General features: G+C 37.7%; 21 protein-coding genes and 4 tRNA genes. 16 read left to right on the top strand and 9 right to left on the bottom strand.

Translation table 11 applies throughout. The features are described from left to right. Window positions 1–233 precede the first annotated feature (233 nt). Together IW22_RS04790 and IW22_RS23520 are read left to right on the top strand one after the other, a co-directional pair. On the top strand, window positions 234–515 hold the full coding sequence (locus IW22_RS04790; RefSeq protein WP_034724524.1) for a hypothetical protein: 282 nt from the start codon (window positions 234–236) through the stop codon (window positions 513–515). Further along, on the top strand, window positions 505–915 hold the full coding sequence (locus IW22_RS23520; RefSeq protein WP_051891051.1) for a hypothetical protein: 411 nt from the start codon (window positions 505–507) through the stop codon (window positions 913–915). Before IW22_RS04790 ends, IW22_RS23520 begins: the two co-directional genes overlap by 11 nt. A 33-nt stretch (window positions 916–948) precedes the next feature. Here IW22_RS23520 and IW22_RS04800 read toward each other — a convergent pair whose 3' ends face one another. After that, window positions 949–1,830, bottom strand: a complete 882-nt coding sequence (locus IW22_RS04800) for a cupin-like domain-containing protein (RefSeq protein ID WP_034724527.1) — start codon at window positions 1,828–1,830, stop codon at window positions 949–951. Between the two features lie 496 nt (window positions 1,831–2,326). Between IW22_RS04800 and IW22_RS04805 the strand changes: the two genes are divergently transcribed. Continuing rightward, entirely contained in the window at window positions 2,327–5,005 is a 2,679-nt protein-coding gene (locus IW22_RS04805) for a carboxypeptidase-like regulatory domain-containing protein (RefSeq protein WP_034724529.1), read from the top strand. A 75-nt stretch (window positions 5,006–5,080) separates the two neighbouring features. On the opposite strand, the gene IW22_RS04810 is transcribed toward IW22_RS04805, so the two are convergent. Then, complete coding sequence (locus tag IW22_RS04810) at window positions 5,081–5,578, bottom strand: DinB family protein (protein WP_034724532.1); 498 nt, start codon at window positions 5,576–5,578, stop codon at window positions 5,081–5,083. 249 nt (window positions 5,579–5,827) lie between these two features. Between IW22_RS04810 and IW22_RS04815 the strand changes: the two genes are divergently transcribed. From IW22_RS04815 to IW22_RS04850, 9 genes are all read left to right on the top strand, one after another. Next, window positions 5,828–6,739: a GLPGLI family protein gene (locus IW22_RS04815; protein ID WP_034724535.1), complete on the top strand. Its 912-nt coding sequence runs from the start codon at window positions 5,828–5,830 to the stop codon at window positions 6,737–6,739. Window positions 6,740–6,874: 135 nt separating this feature from the next. Beyond that, a complete protein-coding gene (locus IW22_RS04820) occupies window positions 6,875–7,129 on the top strand; it encodes a ferrous iron transport protein A (protein WP_034724538.1) in 255 nt (84 codons plus the stop codon). After that, window positions 7,129–9,162, top strand: coding sequence for a ferrous iron transport protein B (gene feoB, locus IW22_RS04825; protein ID WP_034724540.1), 2,034 nt, complete (start codon window positions 7,129–7,131; stop codon window positions 9,160–9,162). The genes IW22_RS04820 and feoB overlap by 1 nt, the downstream gene beginning before the upstream one ends. Continuing rightward, window positions 9,162–9,314, top strand: a complete 153-nt coding sequence (locus IW22_RS24320) for a hypothetical protein (RefSeq protein ID WP_165571864.1) — start codon at window positions 9,162–9,164, stop codon at window positions 9,312–9,314. Before feoB ends, IW22_RS24320 begins: the two co-directional genes overlap by 1 nt. 68 nt (window positions 9,315–9,382) lie before the next feature. Next, window positions 9,383–10,411 (top strand): DUF4421 family protein, encoded by a 1,029-nt coding sequence (locus IW22_RS04830; protein ID WP_034724543.1) that lies wholly within the window; start codon window positions 9,383–9,385, stop codon window positions 10,409–10,411. Window positions 10,412–10,472: 61 nt separating this feature from the next. Further along, a complete protein-coding gene (gene glmM / locus IW22_RS04835; RefSeq protein ID WP_034724755.1) occupies window positions 10,473–11,855 on the top strand; it encodes a phosphoglucosamine mutase in 1,383 nt (460 codons plus the stop codon). Between the two features lie 48 nt (window positions 11,856–11,903). Continuing rightward, on the top strand, window positions 11,904–12,491 hold the full coding sequence (locus IW22_RS04840; protein WP_034724544.1) for a Crp/Fnr family transcriptional regulator: 588 nt from the start codon (window positions 11,904–11,906) through the stop codon (window positions 12,489–12,491). Window positions 12,492–12,566: 75 nt separating this feature from the next. Then, window positions 12,567–13,538, top strand: a complete 972-nt coding sequence (locus tag IW22_RS04845) for a zinc-binding alcohol dehydrogenase family protein (protein WP_034724545.1) — start codon at window positions 12,567–12,569, stop codon at window positions 13,536–13,538. A 208-nt stretch (window positions 13,539–13,746) separates the two neighbouring features. Continuing rightward, entirely contained in the window at window positions 13,747–15,129 is a 1,383-nt protein-coding gene (locus IW22_RS04850; RefSeq protein ID WP_034724546.1) for a tetratricopeptide repeat protein, read from the top strand. An 827-nt stretch (window positions 15,130–15,956) separates the two neighbouring features. Here the strand turns inward: IW22_RS04850 and IW22_RS04855 are convergent. Genes IW22_RS04855 through IW22_RS04865 form a run of 3 tightly spaced genes read right to left on the bottom strand, consistent with a single transcriptional unit; the run spans window position 15,957 to window position 17,925 of the window. After that, the gene (locus tag IW22_RS04855; protein WP_034724547.1) at window positions 15,957–16,847 is read right to left on the bottom strand and encodes a DMT family transporter; all 891 of its coding nucleotides are present in this window, start codon (window positions 16,845–16,847) and stop codon (window positions 15,957–15,959) included. After that, window positions 16,834–17,487: a leucyl/phenylalanyl-tRNA--protein transferase gene (gene aat, locus IW22_RS04860; protein WP_034724548.1), complete on the bottom strand. Its 654-nt coding sequence runs from the start codon at window positions 17,485–17,487 to the stop codon at window positions 16,834–16,836. The genes IW22_RS04855 and aat overlap by 14 nt, the downstream gene beginning before the upstream one ends. A gap of 60 nt (window positions 17,488–17,547) precedes the next feature. Further along, window positions 17,548–17,925: a DUF3127 domain-containing protein gene (locus IW22_RS04865; protein WP_034724756.1), complete on the bottom strand. Its 378-nt coding sequence runs from the start codon at window positions 17,923–17,925 to the stop codon at window positions 17,548–17,550. 170 nt (window positions 17,926–18,095) lie between these two features. On the opposite strand from IW22_RS04865, the gene IW22_RS04870 reads away from it, so the two are divergent. From IW22_RS04870 to IW22_RS04885, 4 genes are all read left to right on the top strand, one after another. After that, window positions 18,096–18,177: transfer RNA gene (locus IW22_RS04870), tRNA-Leu, on the top strand. Window positions 18,178–18,181: 4 nt separating this feature from the next. Then, a tRNA-Gly gene (locus tag IW22_RS04875) sits at window positions 18,182–18,257 on the top strand. Window positions 18,258–18,262: 5 nt separating this feature from the next. Further along, window positions 18,263–18,346, top strand: a tRNA-Leu gene (locus IW22_RS04880). Window positions 18,347–18,523: 177 nt separating this feature from the next. Further along, window positions 18,524–18,608, top strand: a tRNA-Leu gene (locus tag IW22_RS04885). 749 nt (window positions 18,609–19,357) lie between these two features. On the opposite strand, the gene IW22_RS04890 is transcribed toward IW22_RS04885, so the two are convergent. The 4 genes from IW22_RS04890 to IW22_RS04905 form a co-directional block, all read right to left on the bottom strand. Then, window positions 19,358–19,699, bottom strand: a complete 342-nt coding sequence (locus IW22_RS04890; protein ID WP_034724549.1) for a transposase — start codon at window positions 19,697–19,699, stop codon at window positions 19,358–19,360. A gap of 78 nt (window positions 19,700–19,777) precedes the next feature. After that, window positions 19,778–20,224: a hypothetical protein gene (locus IW22_RS04895; RefSeq protein WP_034724550.1), complete on the bottom strand. Its 447-nt coding sequence runs from the start codon at window positions 20,222–20,224 to the stop codon at window positions 19,778–19,780. Between the two features lie 34 nt (window positions 20,225–20,258). Further along, window positions 20,259–20,480, bottom strand: coding sequence for a hypothetical protein (locus tag IW22_RS04900; protein ID WP_034724551.1), 222 nt, complete (start codon window positions 20,478–20,480; stop codon window positions 20,259–20,261). A gap of 36 nt (window positions 20,481–20,516) precedes the next feature. Next, the gene (locus IW22_RS04905) at window positions 20,517–20,951 is read right to left on the bottom strand and encodes a transposase (RefSeq protein ID WP_034724552.1); all 435 of its coding nucleotides are present in this window, start codon (window positions 20,949–20,951) and stop codon (window positions 20,517–20,519) included. Window positions 20,952–21,173: the final 222 nt, after the last annotated feature.

Consider the following 21,173-nt stretch of genomic DNA (forward strand, 5'->3'; position numbering starts at 1 on the left):
TATATCAGCAGCTTTAAATTTTATCGCAGATAAAATCCTCGCGCCTTAACAACATATTGCATGAAAAATAATAGCGTCTTTGCGATTTTACAACAAAAAAATATGATTTAAAATATTGATAATCAGTAGTTAATTTCCGGGTTTTTCACCTACGCAATAAAGGTGTTTTTCCTCATAACTTTAATGTATACTCTGCCGAAATTTGCTTTATAAAACCAATAAAAACTATAGTTATGGCCACTAAAAAGCAATTTTTCGTTTCACTGGAAGGCGTAGACCTTACCGATGAACAGTTGAAAAACATCGACAGAGGAATTCAGAGCGTTGTTCTTTCTGAACTTTCAAAGATTGATAATACCCAGGCTTTCGGAGCTCACAGAGACTTCAAAGGACTGGTAAGACCCTTGAAAATTAAAGACTGGTTTCCTTGGGGAATCATTATTTTCAAACCGGGAATTGATATTCAGAGCCAGTTGAAAGACATCCAGGGTCAAATAAAAAGCTATGGAGGCTAATTCCAATACTTCAAAAAAGAGGTGTCCCAGTTATGTAGGAAAAGTTGGGGCACAGCTTTTTGGAGTGGTCAACAAAGACGGTAAGGTACAGTTCATAACACCGCTCACCGTCACAGAGGATTTTCTGGATCAGAATCAGGATAAAACCAGTCTTGAACAGAGATTCCGGTTTACAGGAAAATGCGTTGAAAAAGGCTGTGCGCAATGGAATGCAGAAGAATCCAAATGTTCTTTGTCTCAAAAGGTTCAGAATCTGGATATCCATAAGGAAAAAGAACTGTTCTTTTGCCCGATCCGTTCTCAGTGCAGATGGTTTTCCCAGGACGGAAAAGAAGCCTGTTTTTCGTGCAATGAAGTAACGAGAAATATGGAGGAACTTCTTCTTACTATTCAACAATAAAAAAGACGTTTCAATTTGAAGCGTCTTTTTGTTTTATTTCGGTAAGCCTCTTTTTAAGGCCAGTTCTGCGGTCTTAACGGCTGCTTTTTCTTTCCATTCCATATAAGTGGTTTTAAAATTGGACTTCATAATGTCATCGAACTTACGCTGTACGGTCAGATTCCATAGAGAGTGCGCTTTCACAGCCCACGATTTGTCCCAGGCCCTCAGAGAGATAGAGAAACTTCCGTCCAGATACTTCATCCAGTGCCACCATCCGGTAGGCATGAAAAGGGTGTCACCGTGCTCCAGGAAACATTCAATTCCTTCTACACCATCTAAAGCCGGATATTTCTCAAAGTCAGGATTGTCGATATCATAATCTTCCAGCGCATAGGTGGCGTATGGAAGTCTGTACAGTCTTTCTTTCCATTTATATTCAAACAGCTTCACATGCTTTCTTCCGTTGAAGTGCGTGTGGAATATATGTGCCATATCAATATCAAAATGAAGGAATGTCACAGAACTTTTTCCACCAAAAAACATGGATGGATATTTATCAAGGAAACCGCCCATAAGCTCTTTGGGAGCAATAAAATCGTCCATCAGTTTATTAGCGTGTTTTATCGGGTCAAAAAAGAAAATTCTAAGATCAGTAGGCTCTCTTTGGATAAGATCTATATAATCTCCGAACTTCATTTTTGTAGTGGGCGTGTTAATGGGAGCAGCTGGATCGGCTTTTTTAGAATCGTAAAGAGGAACTTCTACATCACCTACCACTTCCTTTACATAATCCATGGTCCACTTCTGGTAAGCAGGCCATTTTCTTGCCATGTTTTTAATGACAACGGGCCTTCTGGGCTTTAGATATTTTTCCATAAACTCTTCCTGAGTAATATCATCTACAACATCTATAGGCTTTAAAATAATTCCCATTCTATAAATTTTATGTTACAAAATTATTAAATAAATATATATGAATCAGTGTTTAAGTTTTTTTTAATCTATGATTCAAATCACTTTTAACTATTTAGACTAAATAAAAATATTAAAAATTATTCTTTTATTGAAACTCTTTGCTTATTCCCTATGATAAGACAATATTTTCCTGAAAATCATTACACCGGAGTAAAATAGACTGAATTGATTCGATATAAATTTAATGATAAGATTTTAAAGAATTGATATACCAAACGAATTTTAATAATAAAATTGACAGAGTGGTATTCAAATCTTAATAATCTTGATTTTTAAGGTGATAAGCTGCTCTTAAAACATATTTTTTTAAAACTTTTTATCAAAAGTTTAGATATATCAAAAATATAACTATGTTTGTAGTGATAAAGCATTTAACCTTTGTCCATAAAATACATCTTTATAAAAAGTGTAACAAAAAACACAAGCTACGAACTAATTAGGCAAATAATAAATTATGAAAAGAAAGATATCTCTATTTCTGATGCTTTTTTTTACGGTGCTCACCTTTGCACAGAAAACGGTATCAGGAAAAATTACCGATGAAGACGGATCACCTGTCCCAAGCGCCAGTGTTACCATAGAAGAACCGGGTAAAGATGCTATTTTAGCATACGGGATCACCAATTCTAAAGGAGAATACAAAGTTACATTTACTTCCCCGGAGGCTAATGTAGACCTGAAAGTAAAAGCTTTCAACCAAAAACCCCTGACAAAACAGATCAGCAACAGCGATCAGACACTTACCTTCAAAATGCAGTCTGAAGCTACAGAAATAAAAGAAGTACAGCTGAAAACAAAGATGATCACTGCAAGAGGTGACACTATTGCTTATGATCTGAAAGCCTTCGACAGCAAAAGTGACAGAACGCTTGCCGATGTAATGCGAAAAATTCCGGGCATCGAAGTCAATAAAGACGGAACCATTCTTTACCAGGGAAATGCCATCAATAAATTCTATGTGAATGGGAAAGACCTTATGGAAGGTGGATATGGAACAATCAACAACTCGCTTCCAAAAGATGCCGTACAAAAAGTGGAGGTTCTTGAAAACCACCAGCCGGTAAAAATTCTGCAGGATAAAGTACCTTCCGATCAGGCAGCCATCAATATCAAACTGAAAAACTCCGTTACCATGACCGGAAGAGGAGAAGTAGGAACTGGTTTTGGAGATCCGTGGCTATGGAATGTTAAGCTGACCCCAATGTTTTTCGGACAGAAAAGCCAGTGGGTAGTGAATTACAAGACCAATAATATGGGAGAGCAGGTGGAAAATGAGGGGAATATTTTAGCTTTTGGAAACAGATTCGAAGGACGAAGAATTAATGCTTCTCAAAATGACTGGCTGAATGTAGAAAATGCAAGCACACCCAACCTTCCGGTAAAAAGATATTTAATGAACAACGTACATTATTTATCTGCCAACTACCTGACCAATATCGACAAAAAGAAAGAGTGGGAGTTGAAGGCTAATGCCAACTATACGAATAATGCGGTGGAAAGAGAGTCTTACAGCCAGACAGATTATTTCGGAGGAAGCTCTAACTATACCAATATTCTTAATAATTTTTACACAGATAAAGCAAAAGGAGAATTGATATTTACAAAGAATGCTAAGAAAGGATTCTTTAAAAATACAACAAGTTTCTCCCAATACTGGAATGCGGACCGGGGGATTGTTGACAGAACAGATGCGAAAGATGGCTCATTCAGACATGCAGATGAGGCGGTAGAATCTCCTACCACATCATTTCAAAACTCTTTGAGTACCATTATTCCATGGAAAGAAAAAATGGTTAATGTATTATCTTTTGTAAGCTATCAGACAGATAAACAAAACCTGGAAGTTTCCCCGTCGTCATATTTAGGGATTCCGGGATTCACGCCGTCAGCAAGTAGTGATTTTGTTCGTCAGAATCTAAGACTTAAAACTTTTGAAGCCAACCATTCTGCCAATATTAGTTTTTCATCAAAAGGATGGACATTTACTCCGGAAGTTGGATTTAATTTTAAAACAACAGATCTGGTTTCAGACTTGTCAAATATTACCACCACGGGAGTACTTCCATCACAATATAGTAATGATCTGAAATATACAACAGCAACACCTTATGGAAGCTTAGGGCTAAACTATAAGAGTGAATCCTGGATGTTATATGCTAACTTTCCTGTAAATTCAAATAATATTAAAGCAGATGATCCGCTAAGAAATGTTTCAAAAACCGTAAATAAAGTTACTTTTGAACCTAATGTCTTTGCACAGTACTCTTTTGCTTCTTTCTGGAAAGCTTCAGTGAGTGCTAACATCAATAATAATTTTGGAGAAATAAACACAGCCTATTCAGGATTCCTGATGACTTCACCAAGCGGGATTAACGCAATGGACATCAATAATCCAATCCCTCAGAATAACAATAAATCTGCAGGAACAAGAATAGAGTACAGAAACCCATTGAATAATTTATTCTTTAATGTGAGTTACAGATTTTCTGATGCCAAAAGAAACCTGATCTCAAACCCAACGATCAATGGGCCGGGATACAGCATCATGAAATACATTGAGCAGGATAACCATATTTTAAATAATGGATATACTGCAGAAATAGGAAAATATTTCCCGAAATTTAAGACCAATGCTTCCCTTAGCTACAGTAACAATACAACGAAATCTGACGCGTTTTTAAATGATGATGCTTATACCAACAACAACAATGGTCAGTCTTATGGTATTAAATTCAACAACACTTATTTCAGCTGGATGAGTGTGGATTATAATGCAAGTATTTCCAGAACAAAACAGACCAGTACAGGAGGGATCAACTCAAACGCCATCAGAACCGGATTTACACACAATCTTGGCGTGTTTTTCTACCCTGTTGAAAATCATACGGTTGGATTTAACTGGGATCAGGTAAATACCAACGCTGCTGATCAAAAATACCATAATGGATTCTACGATGTTTCCTATCAGTTTACCTGGTCTAAAAAGAAAATTGATTTTGAGCTTAAATGGATGAATATTGCAAACAAAAAAGTATTCGAAACCTATGATATCAATACTACAAATATTACGTTTACAAGATATCAGCTTCGCCCAAGCCAGGTGATGTTTACTGTAAAATTCAACTTTAAGTAACAATACAAGACAATAAATGAAAAAACCAATCCCACACAGAGATTGGTTTTTTTGTTTGAGATATATTCTGTTTTTCTAAAAGCTCTGCTGGTCGGCTGTCGGTCCGTAGCTTCCAGGAAGAGTGATGTCATTCAGCCGGTAATAAACTCCCAGCTGAGCACGGTGGTGAGTAATTTGGTTCAAAGAATGACGGATCGATCCGTATTTCGTCCATTTGGCGACTTCGTGACCGTTGTTTTTTAAAGCCCAGTATTCGTTGAGGTCTTCTTCTTTAGCGTTTTTCAAGGATTCATTGGCAGATTTAAAGTTCTCATCCAGTGTTTGCAACAGATCTTCTTTTGTCGAAAGATGCTTCGGCTGATAATCGCCTTTGGCAAAATCAAGATCTGAAGTTTTAAGCATCGTATCCGGCCATCCGAAAATTTCCGAAATATGAGTGGCAAGGGGCATCATTTTCATGCTTTTCTCATGGGGAGCATAGTCGTTTTTTCCATCGGGATAAACTTCGAAGAACTTTCTGGTCGTCTGATACTCAGTTTCAAGCTCGTCTCTGAATTGTGATAAAGTGTCCATACTATTTTGTTTTTAAGTACTTAAAGGTAAGTCTTTTATGAAGGAAAACGTTTTAACGGAATCATAATTTTATTCTAAAACAGTTCGTAGGATGAAAATGATTCGGAGAATATTGAAAAAGAAACGAAAGAATATGGAAGGGTAATTGTGTACTGATGATCAGTTGTTTAAAGAGAGGTAAATAATTTTTTGAAAAAAAACTGTAACATATTTCAATAACCTGTAACTAATTATATAAACATTATCACAATGAAAAATTTATTTTCTGTATTCTTTATCGCTCTTTTTGCTCTGGCATCGGCGCAGGATTCTAAAGAATCAAAAGAAACAGCAAACCGTTTCTTTTACGAGCTTACTTTTAAGCCGAAGAAAGACTCTGCAAAAATGGACAATGTAGTGATGGCCCTTGATATTGTTAAGGGTAGATCTATTTACAGAGACTTTACCGCTGTTGGTCAGGATTCAATTCTAAAAGTTCAAATTGAAGCAATGCAGAAGGCAGGAGTCTACAAAGACATGTCCAAATCTTTCAAAATGCCAAAGTTTTCAGAAAAAATTGTGAAAACTTATCCAAATATGGAAATTCAGTATATTGAAAGAATTGCAAGCGGATTTTCTCCAATGAGCATCGGATATAATGAAACGGCAAAATTCGATTGGAAAATTTCTGATGAAAAAGCAAAAATAGGAACTTACAACGCCCAAAAAGCGACAACAGAATTTGGAGGAAAAAAGTGGACGGCTTGGTTCAGTTCTGAACTTCCTTTTCAGGATGGACCCTATAAATTTTCAGGACTTCCAGGCTTGATCGTAAAGATTGAGGATGAAGGCAAAAACTATTCCTGGGTTCTTAAAGGAAACAAAAAAGTTCCAAATTGGGATGAAGTAACTTACATGGAAAAAATTTCAAATGTTGGTTTAAAAGTAACAGAAATGCCAAGAGATAAGTTTGAGAAAACATTTAATGATTTTAAAAAAGATCCTTTTGCAACAGTAAGACCCATGATGACACAGGAAATGATGTCCAAATCAATTCCGGGAATGGACGGAACCATCGGAGACATGATGAAAAAGCAGGAAAAAGGCTACAAAGATTTCTTTAGTGCTAATGATAACCCAATAGAAACTTCCTCACAAACTCCCGAGAAAAAGAAAAAATAGAACATTCATATCAACTAAATTATATTTTTGAATCAACCCAGATACAGCCATGTATTTGGGTTGATTTCTTTCATACCCATCGTTATTTAGATTAAATTTAAATAGCGTATATTTGCCCTTACTAAAAAGCAGGTTTTGAAAGAGAAGGACTTACATAAATTAAGCACATTCCCTAAAAACAAAATGGGGAAGATTTTGGGCTATGATAACGATCACCTGAAAATGCCTAACAAGATTATAGAAATGGGATTGCTGCCGGAAACAATTTTCAGAATATTGTACCAGGCACCATTCAATGGTCCTATGTATGTAGAATTTGGAGAGGAAAAAAGCAGAATCGCTCTACGTGAAGAAGAGGGAAATTATATCATTGTTGAAGAATTGAATTAATGCAGGAAAATAAGAAAAAACAGGTCCTTTTAGTCGGGAATCCCAATGTAGGAAAGTCTACGGTTTTCAATGCACTGTGCAACAAAAAGCAGAAAACCGGAAATTACGCAGGAGTTACCGTAGCGAGCCATTCAGGAAAATACACCTATAAAAACGAGGAAGTTGAGGTGATCGACCTGCCGGGTTCGTACAGTGTCTATCCAAGCTCAGAAGATGAAGCTATTTTTTCCAAATTTCTTATTGACGAGCAAAAAAATTACGCAGGCGTTATCTATATCCTTGAAGCACTAAGTCTGAAAAGAGGACTGCTTCTGTTTCAGCAGATACAGGACCTTGGAATTCCGATGATTCTGGTAGTGAATCAGATTGACCAGGCGGAAAGAAGAGGAATCAGCATTGATATCAAGAAATTTTCTGATGCTTTGGGCATCAAAATCATCCAGACCAATGCTAAAGAGCAACTTGGAATAGATGAGATAAGAGAAGCTGTCCTGAACAAAGGTTTTGTAAAAGCAGAAAAAAACTCTTTCGAAACCCCAAACGAACATAAAGACTTTATTCAGAAATTAGCGGCCCACAAAGGCATCGACAACGAATATAAAGCATGGATGAGCCTTTCATTAGGCACTGACCTTGAAAGAATTGGATCCATCAAAGACCAGATGAACGAACCTGATTCTAAAAGTCTGGTTCCTAAAAGGCTTCAGGTACAGGAAACCGTAAGAAGATATCAGAATGTTGACAAAATTTTGTCAGATGTGATCTCTAAAAAAGCGCAGTTCAAAGAGCTTCTGACGGAAAAACTGGACAAAGTACTGGTTCACAAATTCTGGGGCTATGTCGTGTTCCTGATGATCCTCCTGATTATTTTCCAAAGTGTATTCTTCCTGGCCGAGTATCCAATGAACTGGATCGAAAGTTTCTTCTCATGGCTGGCCGCTTTTACAGGAGAACATCTGCCGGAAGGACCCATTAATTCATTGATTTCAAACGGAATTGTTCCCGGAATCGGAGGCATTGTAGTCTTTGCTCCTCAGATCGGGATTTTATTATACTTCCTCTATTTGCTGGAAGACTCAGGATATATGGCGAGAGTGGTATTCCTGATGGACAGACTTTTACGTCCGTTCGGATTGAATGGAAAAAGTATTGTTCCATTGGTATCGGGAACAGCCTGTGCTATTCCTGCCGTGATTTCCACAAGGAATATTGAGAATGTGAGAGAAAGACTGTTGACCATATTGGTGACCCCTTTCATGACCTGTTCCGCAAGACTTCCGGTCTACAGTATCATTATCGGGCTGATCATTTCAGAAGGATCTTTCCTTGGAATTAAATATAAAGCGCTCGTGCTGATGGGCATGTACCTTTTAGGGTTCGCAGTTGCTTTGCTGTCTGCAGCTATACTTAAAGGATTTATCAAGAATGAAGGGAAAACCTATCTTGTCATGGATCTTCCAACCTATAAAAAACCACTTTTCGGATACGATTTTAAAATGGTGTTGGGAAAAGTCTGGGAATTCATTACAGGAGCAGGAAAAATCATATTTATTGTAAGTATCATCATCTGGTTCCTGAGCTATTTCGGACCCAAACAGAAGCCTGAACAGTTTGTAGCAACAAACGTTGAGCTGGATCATTCTTATCTGGCTAAAATGGGGAAGGGAATTGAACCCCTCATCGAGCCCCTTGGCTACGACTGGAAAATGGGCGTGGGAATTCTGACAAGTTTTGTAGCGAGAGAAGTTTTCGTGGGAACGATGTCTACTTTATACAGCCTGGAAGATGATGCTCCCGAAGTAAAAGTAATCGATAAAATGAGAAGAGATGTAAATCCGGATGGCTCAAAAGTCTTCAGTTTTGCTACCGGAATTTCCGTACTTTTATTCTACGCATTTGCAATGCAGTGTGTTTCTACACTTGCAGTAGTCTACAGAGAAACCAAAAGCTGGAAATGGACCGGCTTTCAGGTAGCGATGATGACAGGTTTGGCATATTTTGTGTCGTTGATAGCATATCAGATTTTAAAATAATGGATACTTCATTACTATTCCAGTACGTTATTATCGTATTGATCGTTGCATTTGCCTGCTACTCTTTATTTAAAGTGCTCAGAAAGAATTTTGCGCCGAAAAGATTCAGCTCCAAAAGAACCGGATGCGATAAAGACTGCGGATGCTCATAGTCCTGTTCTAAGCTTATAATTGAAAAAATTGTAGTAATTTCATTTGCTGAAACTAAAACCTTTTCGATTTGAGCCCGAAATCAGCAGCAGTCCTTCTATTTTTCCTTGTAACGGTTATGGCAAAAGCCCAGATCGATACGGCCAAAATCAAATCTTACGCAGATCAGGTGATGGTCCGGATCAACCTTGATACCAATATTGAAAAATATGTTTACACGGAAGGTCCTGAAGATAAAGCGCTGGAAACCATCCTGACGATCAATAACAAAACAAGAGCTTCTTTTTCCATTGATTACAGGATTATAAGTGCCACCATTTCATTTACCCCGAATTTTCTTCCGGGCAATAATGATGACGAACTTAAAGGTAGCAGTTCCTATGCGGACTTCAGATTCCGCTTTTTTCCGAAAAAATTTATCCAGACTGTTTACTACAAGAATGTAAAAGGGTTTTATATGGAGAATATGAAAGACTTCTTTCCGGAATGGAGAGAAGGAATAGATCCATATCTTCAGTTTCCTGATCTGAGAATTCAAAGTTTTGGAGGATCTACAGCCTATGTCATGAAGAATGATTTTTCCCTGAAAAGTATTTATACACAGGGTGAATGGCAGAAGGAGAGCCGCGGAAGCTGGGTTCCTTTTGTAGATTATGACCTTTCCATTTTTAGAGATATTTTAAACGGCCAGAAAAGTAAGGAAACTCAGTACAGTTTCGGAGCTAATATGGGCTATTTTTATAACTGGGTGCTTGGCGCTAAGAAAAGAGTCAATATCTCACCCAATGTCTCACTGGGGCTTGGCGGAATGTTTTCCAGCAGCTGGGACATCCGTGGTGATGGAACCAAATTCAATAAAGAAAATACGCAATACCTGACCATTAGGTTTGCTACAGGGCTTCATATCGGGTACAATACAGACAGAATCCTGTTCGGAGGAAAGTTCAATGTCAATGCCTCTGCCTACAATGAAAAAAATGATCAGACTGTGCAGAACAACAACCTGTATGGATTGCTATACATCGGTTACCGTTTCCCTCCTCCGAAAGTGGTGGAAAGAAATTATGATAAGATTCAGAAAAAGATTCCTGTTTTATAACGTAAGAGTCTTTTAAGTATCTTTGTCCGGAATAAAAAACAACTTAAAAAATAAAAACAGAATGTCGTTAATAAAATCTATTTCAGGGATCCGGGGCACTATCGGAGGAAAAGTAAATGATAACCTGACTCCTCTGGACGTGGTGAAATTTGCCTCTGCATTCGGGACCTGGCTTCAGAATACGCAGAATAAAAAGAATTTGACCCTTGTGATAGGAAGAGACGCCAGAATTTCAGGAGAAATGGTTTCTTCACTGGTAACGGCTACTCTTCAGGGATTGGGCATCAATGTAGTAGATTTAGGCCTTTCCACAACACCCACCGTGGAGATTATGGTGCCTGAACTGAATGCAGACGGAGGAATCATTCTTACTGCTTCTCACAACCCAAAACAGTGGAATGCTCTTAAGCTCTTAAATGGCAAAGGAGAATTCATCAGCGGAGACGATGGCGCCAAAGTACTTGCACTCGCTGAAAGTGAAGATTTCAACTATGCTGAAGTAGATGATCTTGGAAAATATGAAACGAGAGAAGATGCTTTTGACATTCATATTCAGCAGATTTTAGATCTTCCGATGGTAGATGTTGAGGCTATTAAAGAGAAGAAATTCAAAATCGTTCTTGATGCGGTAAACTCTACGGGAGGAATTGCTATTCCAATGCTGTTGGATAAATTAGGCTGCGAGACGATAAAACTATACTGCGAACCGAACGGACAGTTTCCACACAACCCTGAGCCTTTAAAAGAGCATTTGGGAGACATCTGCGAGCTGGTAAAGAAAGAAAAAGCAGACCTGGGAATCGTTGTAGATCCGGATGTAGACAGATTAGCTTTAATTGATGAAAATGGAGAAATGTTCGGAGAAGAATATACTCTGGTTGCCGTAGCAGATTATTTATTGAAACATAAAAAAGGTGCTGCTATTTCAAACCTGTCTTCAAGCCGTGCTTTGAGAGATGTTGCCAGAAGCCACGATTCAGAATATTTTGCCAGTGCTGTAGGAGAGGTGAATGTAGTGAACTTAATGAAAGAGAAAAATGCTGTGATCGGAGGAGAAGGAAACGGTGGAATTATCTATCCTGATCTTCATTACGGAAGAGACTCTTTGGTTGGAGCCGCATTGTTTTTAACTCATTTGGCTAAAGAAGGCAAAACAGTTTCCGAATTAAGAGCAGGATATCCAAGCTACTTTATGGGAAAAAAGAAAATAGAGCTGACTCCGGAGATCAACGTAGATGATATTTTGGACAAAATGGAAAAAGAGTATCAGAACGAAGAAGTTTCTACGGTAGACGGTGTTAAAATTGATTTTGAAAACAATTGGGTTCACCTTAGAAAATCCAATACAGAACCAATTATCAGGATCTACACTGAAGCTTATACTCAGGAAGAAGCCGATAAACTTGGAGATGATATCATCGCTAAAATTAAAAGTTTAATCTAAAATAAATAAGGAACGGAACAGAAATGCTCCGTTCTTTTTTCTTACCAAATGTTTGAGCATATCCAAAACAGATTCCTCTTCCCGAAAGGAAAATGGCGGAAATTTCTAAGCTGCTTTGAGCGAATGGAAGTTCCCGCTAAAACTTTGCTTTTAAAGGAAAATGAGGTTTCGGACAATGCTTATTATATTGAAAAAGGAGTTGTAAGGGCCTGGTACAACAATGACGGGAAAGACGTGACCTTCCAGTTCTTTATGGAAAACACCATGTTCTCGTCCCTTGAAAGTTTCAGAAAAGGCCTGCCAAGCATGGTCTCCTTCGAAACCATAGAGCCCTGCACTCTATGGAAGATCCGTAAAGCTGATGCCGATGCTGTTTTAGCCGAGGTATATGAAGATCCCGAGCTGAGAACTCAATTCATGGATTCTCTTTTTGAAAGGATCTTCGACTATATGAAACATTTTTTCTCATTTATAAAAGACACCCCGAAACAGCGCTATCTCAGTCTTGCCAAGGAACGCCCGGAAATCATCAGAAGGATTCCCCAGCATTATATTGCGTCCTATTTGGGAATTACTACAGTGCATTTGAGCAGGATCAAAAGCGCAATCTTGAAAGAAGATGCTTTAAAAAAATAACCAACAGGACAACTGATAACAAATGTTATTGCACGGCACACTGCGCTCCTCCTAATTTTGTATAAAATTTAAATAATGAAAGCAGCAGTCGTATTTGAAAAAGGAAGCATTCCTCAATATGCAGATTTTCCGGATCCGGAAACCCCTAAAGAAAATGAAACGCAGGTATCAGTCAAAGCAGCATCCATCAAAAATCTTGACAGAGCTATCGCGGGTGGAAGTCATTATTCCGTCAGCAGCGAAGCACATCAGCCAAGAATCATCGGAACAGATGGTGCCGGATACCTTGACAATGGTCAGAAAGTATATTTTTTCAGTAAAAAAGGAACCACAGCTGAGAAAGTCAATGCTGAAAAAGGATTTATTATTCCCGTACCGGAAGAACTGGATTTCGTTACCGCCGCTGCACTGCCTAATGCCGTAATGGGATCTGCAATGGGACTGAAGTTTAAAGCAGGGATGAAGCCTGGCGACACCGTTCTGATCAATGGAGCAACTGGTGTTACAGGAAAAATTGCAGTTCAGGTGGCTAAATTGTACGGAGCCAAAAAGATCATAGCCACAGGCAGAAATGAAGAGTCTTTACAGTCGCTTCTTACACTGGGAGCAGATGAGGTGGTCTCTTTAAAACAGCCGGATGAAGATTTTAAAACAAAAATTAAAGAAATTCACAATGAAACACCCATTGATATTATCTTAGATTATCTCTGGGGCTATTCTATAGAAATGATGCTGTACGCTCTTAAAGGAAACGGAACATTTTCTCACAAGACCCGATTGGTTTCTGTAGGAGGAATGAGTGGAGATACCATTCAGCTGTCATCACAGATTCTGAGGGGAACAGATATTCAGATCTCCGGATCCGGATTAGGAAGCTGGACAAAAGAAGAGACTCATCTCCTGTTTACGGAAATTATTCCCGAAATGTTTCAGGCAGCCGTAGAGGGTAATATTAAAATAGATACAGAAACAGCAGACATCAGGGATGTAGAAACGGTATGGAATGCCGAAATTCCGGCCGGAAAAAGACTTGTTCTGACTATTTAACCACAATTTGCGTTTTTTATCCACAATCCTTTTCTCTGTTTTCTTTTTTTACTATCTTTAAAATAGAAATTTATGAAAAATTAATTCAAAAAAAAGTTGCAACTTTGCATAAACATTTGAATTTCAGATTCAGAAGTTATTATTAATTAATAAAGTTTGCCGAGGTTTGTAAGCATATTCAGACATCGGGCTGACAAAGACGACACTATTGGAAGAGTATTTTGGAAATGAACTTGTAAAAAAGTTCGAGGAAATGATGGAAAATAATGATGAATTCTACTTCGATACCGAAGAGTTGGAAGATATCATTGTTTATTATTTGGAGCTGGGAGATTTTAACTACGCAGACAATGCTGTTAATTATGGCCTTAAGCTTCACCCGAATTCATTAGATATCAAGATCAAAAGACTTGAAATTCTCTTGGAGTGGGAAGATTATAATACCGCAAAAGAACTCATCGACGAACTGAAAGGGGCATCGATGGAAAATACAGACTTTATGGTCTGCTATGCGAAGTATTATTCGAACCTGGGAAACCCTAGAAAAGCCATTGACATCTGCAAAAAAGCCTTAGAACTGCAGGAAGAAGAGAACTTTCTGCACAACTTTATTGCGGACGAATATGTAAATCTGGGAGATCCCTTTAACGCTCTTAAACACTACAGAAAAGCTCTGAAAGAAGACCCTACGGACGAGTATTCGCTTGAAAACTGTATGATCTGCTTCAGCGACCTGAATAAGAGCGAGGAGGCTATTGCCTTTCTTAATGAATACTTAGATGAATTTGCTTATTCCGAAACCGCATGGTTTGAATACGGACAGTTTTATTTCAACAGAAAGAATTTTGAAGAAGCTATTAAAGGGTATGACTACCTGTTGGCGATCAATTCAAGTTCTGTGGGAGTATATGCGAACAAAGCAGCCTGTTATGAAGCTTTAGGACAATATCAGAAAGCCGTGGCAGTATATGAGGAAATGCTTGAGCTTGAATATACCAAAGCATTTACTTTTTATAAGATAGGATTATGCTATAAAGCGCAAAAACAGTCGATCATGGCTCTTAATGCGTTCCAGAAATCACTGAGAGAAGACCCGCAGTTTTATCTTGCGATGATGGAGCAGTCTTATTTATATGAAGAAATGGGCGGTATGAAAGAAGCGCTTCATTTTGCACTCGAAGCCACTCACTTGAACGATACCAATCTTGACTATCAGAAAAGACTGGCATTTCTGCTGATTGATTCCGGAAAATTTGAAGAAAGCCTTACCTGCCTGAAAAAGCTCGTAGACGCTGAACCTTCAAGATTTTATAACTGGTATGCGTATTCAGAAGTTTTAATGCTTCTAGGAGAATATGAAGAAGCGGTGACTATTCTGGACAGGGCGATTAAGGTACACGACAGAGCAGAGCTGTATTATCAGCTAAGCAACTGCTATTTTAACCTGAAAAGGCCTGAAAGTGGAACAGAAATCCTTCAGAAAGCATTAAGCAAAGATTCATCACTTGCTACGGATATGCAGAAAAAATATCCTTTCATTAAAGATGAGGTGAAGAAAGTCAAAGCAAAAGTGAAAAAGAAGAATTCTTAGGAAATTGGAAGAGGGGAGTGATCTGCCTCATCCATACGGAAGATTCTTAAAGATTTTAAAACAATCCAAATAAATAAATCCTGCAGCAATGCGGGATTTTTGTTTTTAATTCTTTAAACACGTTGGAGCACCTTAGTTTCAAAGCTTTATATTTTTTTTATCTCCCGCAGATTTCTCAGATGAGGCAGATTTTAATGCGTGCTCTTTATAAAAATCTTTGATTTTTTCTCAACTTATGTGCTCTTTGTATCCGCAATACATTTTACTTAAAATAACTAAAGTGTTTAAAACTTTTGTGGTTGATATTTGTTTAACCACTGATTTTCACAGATGATAACGCATGTTTTTTTTTGAAACATTAAGATCAATGAAGGCGGTAAGATGAGTTAAGAAAAAATCAAATAATTTTTTAAGTTGTAAGTGTTAAAGCGAAGCTAAAACTTAATATTCTTAAAAGCTTAACAGAGCCTTAATGGTTTGAATTTTTTCTCTCAGATTAGTTAATTATGCAGATCATATTTTAATTGAGATCAATTTTAAAATCGTTAAAAAGTATACTCAAACATCTGTGCCATCTGCATGATCTGCGAGAGATTTTTAAAAGTAACTGAAAGAGAAAGTTTGACTATAGCAATCCGGTATAAGGAGTGCAAAGAAGGAATCAATGAAATTGATTCGATGAAGCACATGATAAAACATTCGCTTAATCAGTGGCGAAGCCACTCCTCTTTGCTCCACTGAAAACTAAAGCAGTTTAGCTTAAACTTTGCGTCAAAATAAATTAAATCAAAATCCTTTGCTATCTCCTCATGGTATAGAAAACGAACCTACTTTTTGACAACGCCGGATTTAGACCTTAAAAAGATCAGTCCGCCAATAATGACTCCTGCTCCCACAAACTGTAAGATACTCAGTTTTTCGCCATCCAAAAAGCCCCAGATAATAGCAACGATCGGCATCAGCAGCGTTACTGTTGAAGCAAAAAGGGGAGTGGAGACTTTCAGTAACCGGTAATTCAGTGTCATGGCCAGTCCTGTTCCGAAGACGGATAAAAGACCTACAAACATCAGTCCCAGCATATTATCTTCACTAAAACTGAATGTCGAAAAGAAGCCCGTGAATGTTAAAGCAATAAGAGAAGGGAAAAATAAGACAAAAGAAAAAACAAAAGCGGATAAAATCGTGGAAGATACATCCATAAGCTTAGATTTTACAGTCGTTGTGCTTAAAGCGTAGCATAATGTTGCCAGTAATAACAGTAAGATCGGGATCAGTTTAAACTTTCCGCCTTCACCGTCTCCACCGAATGCCAGTAAACAGACCCCTGCAAAACTTATCATCGTTCCTACGATCTGTCTTTTGGTGGTTTCAAACTTCCAGACCAGCGCGCCTACAATGATCACAAAGATGGGCATCATGGAATTGATGATTCCTGCAATACTGCTGCTCACTTCCGTTTCTGCGATCGGAAACAGGAACATTGGAATAAAATTTCCCGTAAACGCAGCCAGAATAAGCCATTTTAAATGCTTTTTCGGAAACAGTTTATATTTTGAAACAGCAACAGGCATCAGAATAATTCCTGCGATCAGTACTCTCAAAGCACCTACCTGATAAGGACTGAAATGCTCAAGAGATTTTTTGATCAAAATAAATGATGATCCCCAGATAACCGTTAATACAATAAGGAGAATCCATTTTTCTTTATCTGCGTTCATTGTTTTTGTGTAAAGTTTTTAAAAATTCTTTTTTAGGAATCATTTTTGCGCCTAAGCTCTCGAGGTGATCGGTATGGGATTGACAGTCAATAAGATCAAGGCTGTCTTTGTTGCTTTCTACGAAATGGATAAAGCCGGCTTTAGAGGCGTTGCTTACCTTGGCAAACATACTTTCACCACAGAAGACACTTCCGATTTGAAGGCCGTAAAATCCGCCCACCAGTTCTTCATCCTGCCATACTTCAATACTTTTGGCAAGACCATAATCATGAAGTTGGATGAAAGACTCCATCAGTTCATCGGAAAGCCACGTTCCCGTCTGTTCTTTTCTGCTGGTTTGCTGGCAGTTTCTGATCACTTCCCTGAAATTTTTATTCTCAGAAAAGGTAAAAACATCCCTGTTCAGGATTTTCTGCATCGATTTGGATACTTTCAGCTCATCAGGATACAGGACAAACCTGGGATCCGGACTCCACCACAGTATTTCCTCTCCCGGATTGTACCACGGAAAGATTCCCAGCTGGTAAGCAAACCAAATACGTTCTATGGACAGATCGCCACCAAAAGCAATCAGCCCTTCGTGCCCGTCATAAAGTTCAGGATCGGGGAATGAAATCTCATTTTCGTCTAGTCGGACCATATTTTGGAAAAAAAATCCCACTTGAGTAAGCAGGATTTATATTTGATCTTTTTCTTTTAATTAAAAAGGTAAATCGTCATCATCGTCGCCAGCGAAAGGGTTTTCGTTGGAAACAGGAGAAGCAGACTGAGAAGGGGACGCCTGAGTAGGCTCAGATCCGTTGTCCATCACTTTTTCAATTTTCCATCCTGTGATAGAATTGAAATATTTAGTTTCACCCTGTGGAGAAACCCATTCTCTTCCTCTGATGTTGATTCCCACCTTTACAGTTTCACCTTCCTTCAGATTATCTAATAAACTGATCTTATCAGACAAAAATTCTATGTTTATCGGCTGTGGATACTGTTCCTGGGTTAAAATAACCATTTCTCTCTTTTGAAAACCACTTGCAAATGTCTGAGCATCAAAAAGTTTCTTTACCGTTCCTTGTAATTCCATATTGTAATTATTAACGTTGTAAAAGTAAGAAAATGAAATGTAATAATAGGTGAGGCAGAAAAAAAATGTGAGAATTTTAATTTTTTTTTCTGAAAAGTTTGGAGGTAAAGGAAAATGTCCTATATTTGCACTCACAAAAACGAAGCAAGCTCTTTAAAATAAACAAACCAGCGGATGTGGTGTAATTGGTAGCCACGCCAGACTTAGGATCTGGTGCCGTGAGGCGTGGGGGTTCGAGTCCCTTCATCCGCACTATGCGAAAATAGCTCAGCTGGTAGAGCACAACCTTGCCAAGGTTGGGGTCGCGGGTTCGAATCCCGTTTTTCGCTCCACACCTGCCCTGGTGGTGGAACTGGTAGACACGCAGGACTTAAAATCCTGTGTTCGTAAGAACGTGCGGGTTCAAGTCCCGCCCGGGGTACTAAAACTCTCTGTAGATTTTTTCGACAGAGAGTTTTTTAGTTTTAAGAAGGTTTGTAAGAACTGTCCTTATTCATTTTTATGAGTATTTATAGTGTTTTAGTTCTTATTTTAAGACAAAATGTTTTATATTTGTAGTCTCGTAAGAGGAACAGGTTCTTTATACAAAGAAAAATCAGCGGATGTGGTGTAATTGGTAGCCACGCCAGACTTAGGATCTGGTGCTGTGAGGCGTGGGGGTTCGAGTCCCTTCATCCGCACCACACAAAAAAACTCTCTGTACTATTTACAGAGAGTCTTTATTTTTATACATACCATTGAATATCGTCTCAGTTTCAAAACCGATAAGAAAAGGTAAGAAAAAATCTTTAGATTTTTAAGCTGCAATCCTTCATGCAAAGCTCACTTAATGATCTTAAAACTTAATTCTACTTAATGTTTCGACAATAAAAATCTTTGATTTTTTTAAACTTTTAGTGCACTTTTTATCCGCAATACATTAAACTTAAAATAACTAAAGTGTTTAAAAGCTTTTGGCACTTTTGTGGTTAATAATTTTTTCAACCACTTCTCAGATGATACCGTATATTTTTTGAAAGATTAAGATCAGTGAAGGAAGAAAAGTTAAGAGAAAATCTAAAGATTTTTTAATTGCTAATTCTTAAAACGAAGCTCCCTTAATGGGATGAATTTTTTTTCGCAAATGATATGGGTAAAGCAGATGATCAAAAGTAAACATCTGCATGATCTGATTAATCTGCGTAAAATTTCAAAATCATGTGATCTGTGTCCATTCTTTTCATCAGAATCAATAATTCTCGTACAGATACCTTAATAATGCTGTGTCATTCGTGTTTAAATAAAAATAAAGAGGGAAGAAATCAATAGAAAACAGGCAGGAAAAGATTTCATTTTTTAGGAAAATAAGAATCATGAAAAAAAATACTATGTTGCGAAATCCTCCTGCCTGTCAGAGAAATAATAAACTGATAAGGACTGTTACTGTAAATTTTTATGTTGTCCAGCTCATCAGGAACTGTTTTTTCCATTTGGCGACGGTGTTCCTGCTGAGCTTGAAATAGGCGGCTACTTCAGTGTTGTTGAGCCTGTTTTTCTGTTGATAATCCAGGATTTCAAGTACGGCAGACTTGTCGTAGGACCGGTGTTTCTGGTTTTCAGACTGTTCGTTCCCTTTGTTTCGCGGGAAAATAAGGTCATTGATTTTAATCACATCTTTTGCGGAAAAGCTGGTTTTCGATAAGATGGAATGACAGAGTGTTCTTTTTTCGGGATATTTATACGTGAGAATATCCTCATAGATCTTTTTATAGTTGGGTCTTGTTGCTTTTTTCATTGTTGGTTGTATTAATGGGGTGGAAAAACGGAATGTGCCGGATACAAAAATCAAATTCTTTGCACACTCCTTTTCCCGTTAGGCTGATAAAGTCTGGAGATTTTCTCCATTGATACATTGGCTAAGTGCTATTTTTAGTTTCGACAGCTGTTTTTTGGTGAAATATCTTGTTGAATAGCTCGTCATTCTGCTGTTTTCTTCAAATTCGGTATGGAAAACGATTTTCTTTTGTTTTTCATCGATACAAAAAGATTTAATATCAACAAAAGCAATAGGCGAAAAATGAAGAGGAGCTCTTCCTGCCATGGAATATACTTTTATCACAACATAATCCGAATAGGTTTTGATTTCAGAATATTTCGAAAAGAAAAACTGTATGGATCTGAAAAAAATAAGGAGGGCTACCCAAATAATGAATAGCTCACTGTAATTGAAATAAAGCAGTGCTCCCAAAGGTATAAACAGTACGGAAGTGTACAGAAGATAGTAGAGAAGAACTCCTTTTCTGTTATTGATGGTGATCATTTTGCGTGTTTTTTATGTTTTTATATTTGCGTTTTTATAATCTGGCTCTGTTAACCGTTCCGTAGGTCTTTTTGACGGTTACGTGCTTAACGATTTCGTCGTCAAAACTGATGATGAGATAGGTTTTTCTTCCGAAGAAATTTTTGTTCAGAAGATAGATCCAGATGGTGTCGGGATAAAAATTAAATTCATCCCCAATTTTTTCGATAAGATCTTTCTTGGTGAGGCCAATAAGATCAGGGTATAACCTTTTCATAATAATTTTTCTTCTTTATGCTGACAGTATTAATAATCATTCTTTCTTAGAATACTTTCCAATCCATTTATAGAGGGTGGTTTTAGGGATTCTGTATTCATCCATAATCTGTTGTCTGGTTTTCTTACCTGTTTCCACCAATTCCAGGATAAAATAGATCAGCTCCATGGTGTAAATATTTTTTCTGAATTTAGGAAGGGTGGTTACCGTTTCTTTTGTTTTCTGGCCGCTTTGATTGGCTGGTGGAGCGTACAGAACAAGATGGTGGGAATAAATTCTGAAAATGTCATATTCCAGCAATTTGCTCCATTTTAATAAAAGTTTCGAGTCCAGACTTTCAGATTCGTACATGGCTTCTACTTCATCTTCTGTACATTTTAAAAAATTACAGATTCTGAAAATATCAATATCATTTTCTGCAACGCCTGTCTGTATTAAACTTCCAATATGTATATCTTTGAAATTCTGCATCGAAATAGTATATAATTAGTATGTTGTAAAAAGGATTGAATGAAACAGCGGAAATCCGGCTGAAGTATTGCGTTCGGGACTGTCTTAACCGTATTCATATCCGTCTGTTCATTTTGTCTATTGGTTGTTATCAGGGTTGCCCTCACTGCACCGGAGAGGGAATGGATGCAGTGAAAGTCTTCCCCAATTCATCATTGTATGTTATTTAGAATCTATGTCTTC

Source organism: Chryseobacterium sp. JM1, assembly GCF_000737715.1.
Classification (GTDB): domain Bacteria; phylum Bacteroidota; class Bacteroidia; order Flavobacteriales; family Weeksellaceae; genus Chryseobacterium.

Coding starts and splice junctions, on each gene's coding strand:
- IW22_RS04790 (WP_034724524.1), top strand. CDS start 234: ATGGCCACTAAAAAGCAATTTTTCGTTTCACTGGAAGGCGTAGACCTT.
- IW22_RS23520 (WP_051891051.1), top strand. CDS start 505: ATGGAGGCTAATTCCAATACTTCAAAAAAGAGGTGTCCCAGTTATGTA.
- IW22_RS04800 (WP_034724527.1), bottom strand. CDS start 1,830: ATGGGAATTATTTTAAAGCCTATAGATGTTGTAGATGATATTACTCAG.
- IW22_RS04805 (WP_034724529.1), top strand. CDS start 2,327: ATGAAAAGAAAGATATCTCTATTTCTGATGCTTTTTTTTACGGTGCTC.
- IW22_RS04810 (WP_034724532.1), bottom strand. CDS start 5,578: ATGGACACTTTATCACAATTCAGAGACGAGCTTGAAACTGAGTATCAG.
- IW22_RS04815 (WP_034724535.1), top strand. CDS start 5,828: ATGAAAAATTTATTTTCTGTATTCTTTATCGCTCTTTTTGCTCTGGCA.
- feoB (WP_034724540.1), top strand. CDS start 7,129: ATGCAGGAAAATAAGAAAAAACAGGTCCTTTTAGTCGGGAATCCCAAT.
- IW22_RS24320 (WP_165571864.1), top strand. CDS start 9,162: ATGGATACTTCATTACTATTCCAGTACGTTATTATCGTATTGATCGTT.
- glmM (WP_034724755.1), top strand. CDS start 10,473: ATGTCGTTAATAAAATCTATTTCAGGGATCCGGGGCACTATCGGAGGA.
- IW22_RS04840 (WP_034724544.1), top strand. CDS start 11,904: ATGTTTGAGCATATCCAAAACAGATTCCTCTTCCCGAAAGGAAAATGG.
- IW22_RS04845 (WP_034724545.1), top strand. CDS start 12,567: ATGAAAGCAGCAGTCGTATTTGAAAAAGGAAGCATTCCTCAATATGCA.
- IW22_RS04855 (WP_034724547.1), bottom strand. CDS start 16,847: ATGAACGCAGATAAAGAAAAATGGATTCTCCTTATTGTATTAACGGTT.
- aat (WP_034724548.1), bottom strand. CDS start 17,487: ATGGTCCGACTAGACGAAAATGAGATTTCATTCCCCGATCCTGAACTT.
- IW22_RS04865 (WP_034724756.1), bottom strand. CDS start 17,925: ATGGAATTACAAGGAACGGTAAAGAAACTTTTTGATGCTCAGACATTT.
- IW22_RS04890 (WP_034724549.1), bottom strand. CDS start 19,699: ATGAAAAAAGCAACAAGACCCAACTATAAAAAGATCTATGAGGATATT.
- IW22_RS04895 (WP_034724550.1), bottom strand. CDS start 20,224: ATGATCACCATCAATAACAGAAAAGGAGTTCTTCTCTACTATCTTCTG.
- IW22_RS04900 (WP_034724551.1), bottom strand. CDS start 20,480: ATGAAAAGGTTATACCCTGATCTTATTGGCCTCACCAAGAAAGATCTT.
- IW22_RS04905 (WP_034724552.1), bottom strand. CDS start 20,951: ATGCAGAATTTCAAAGATATACATATTGGAAGTTTAATACAGACAGGC.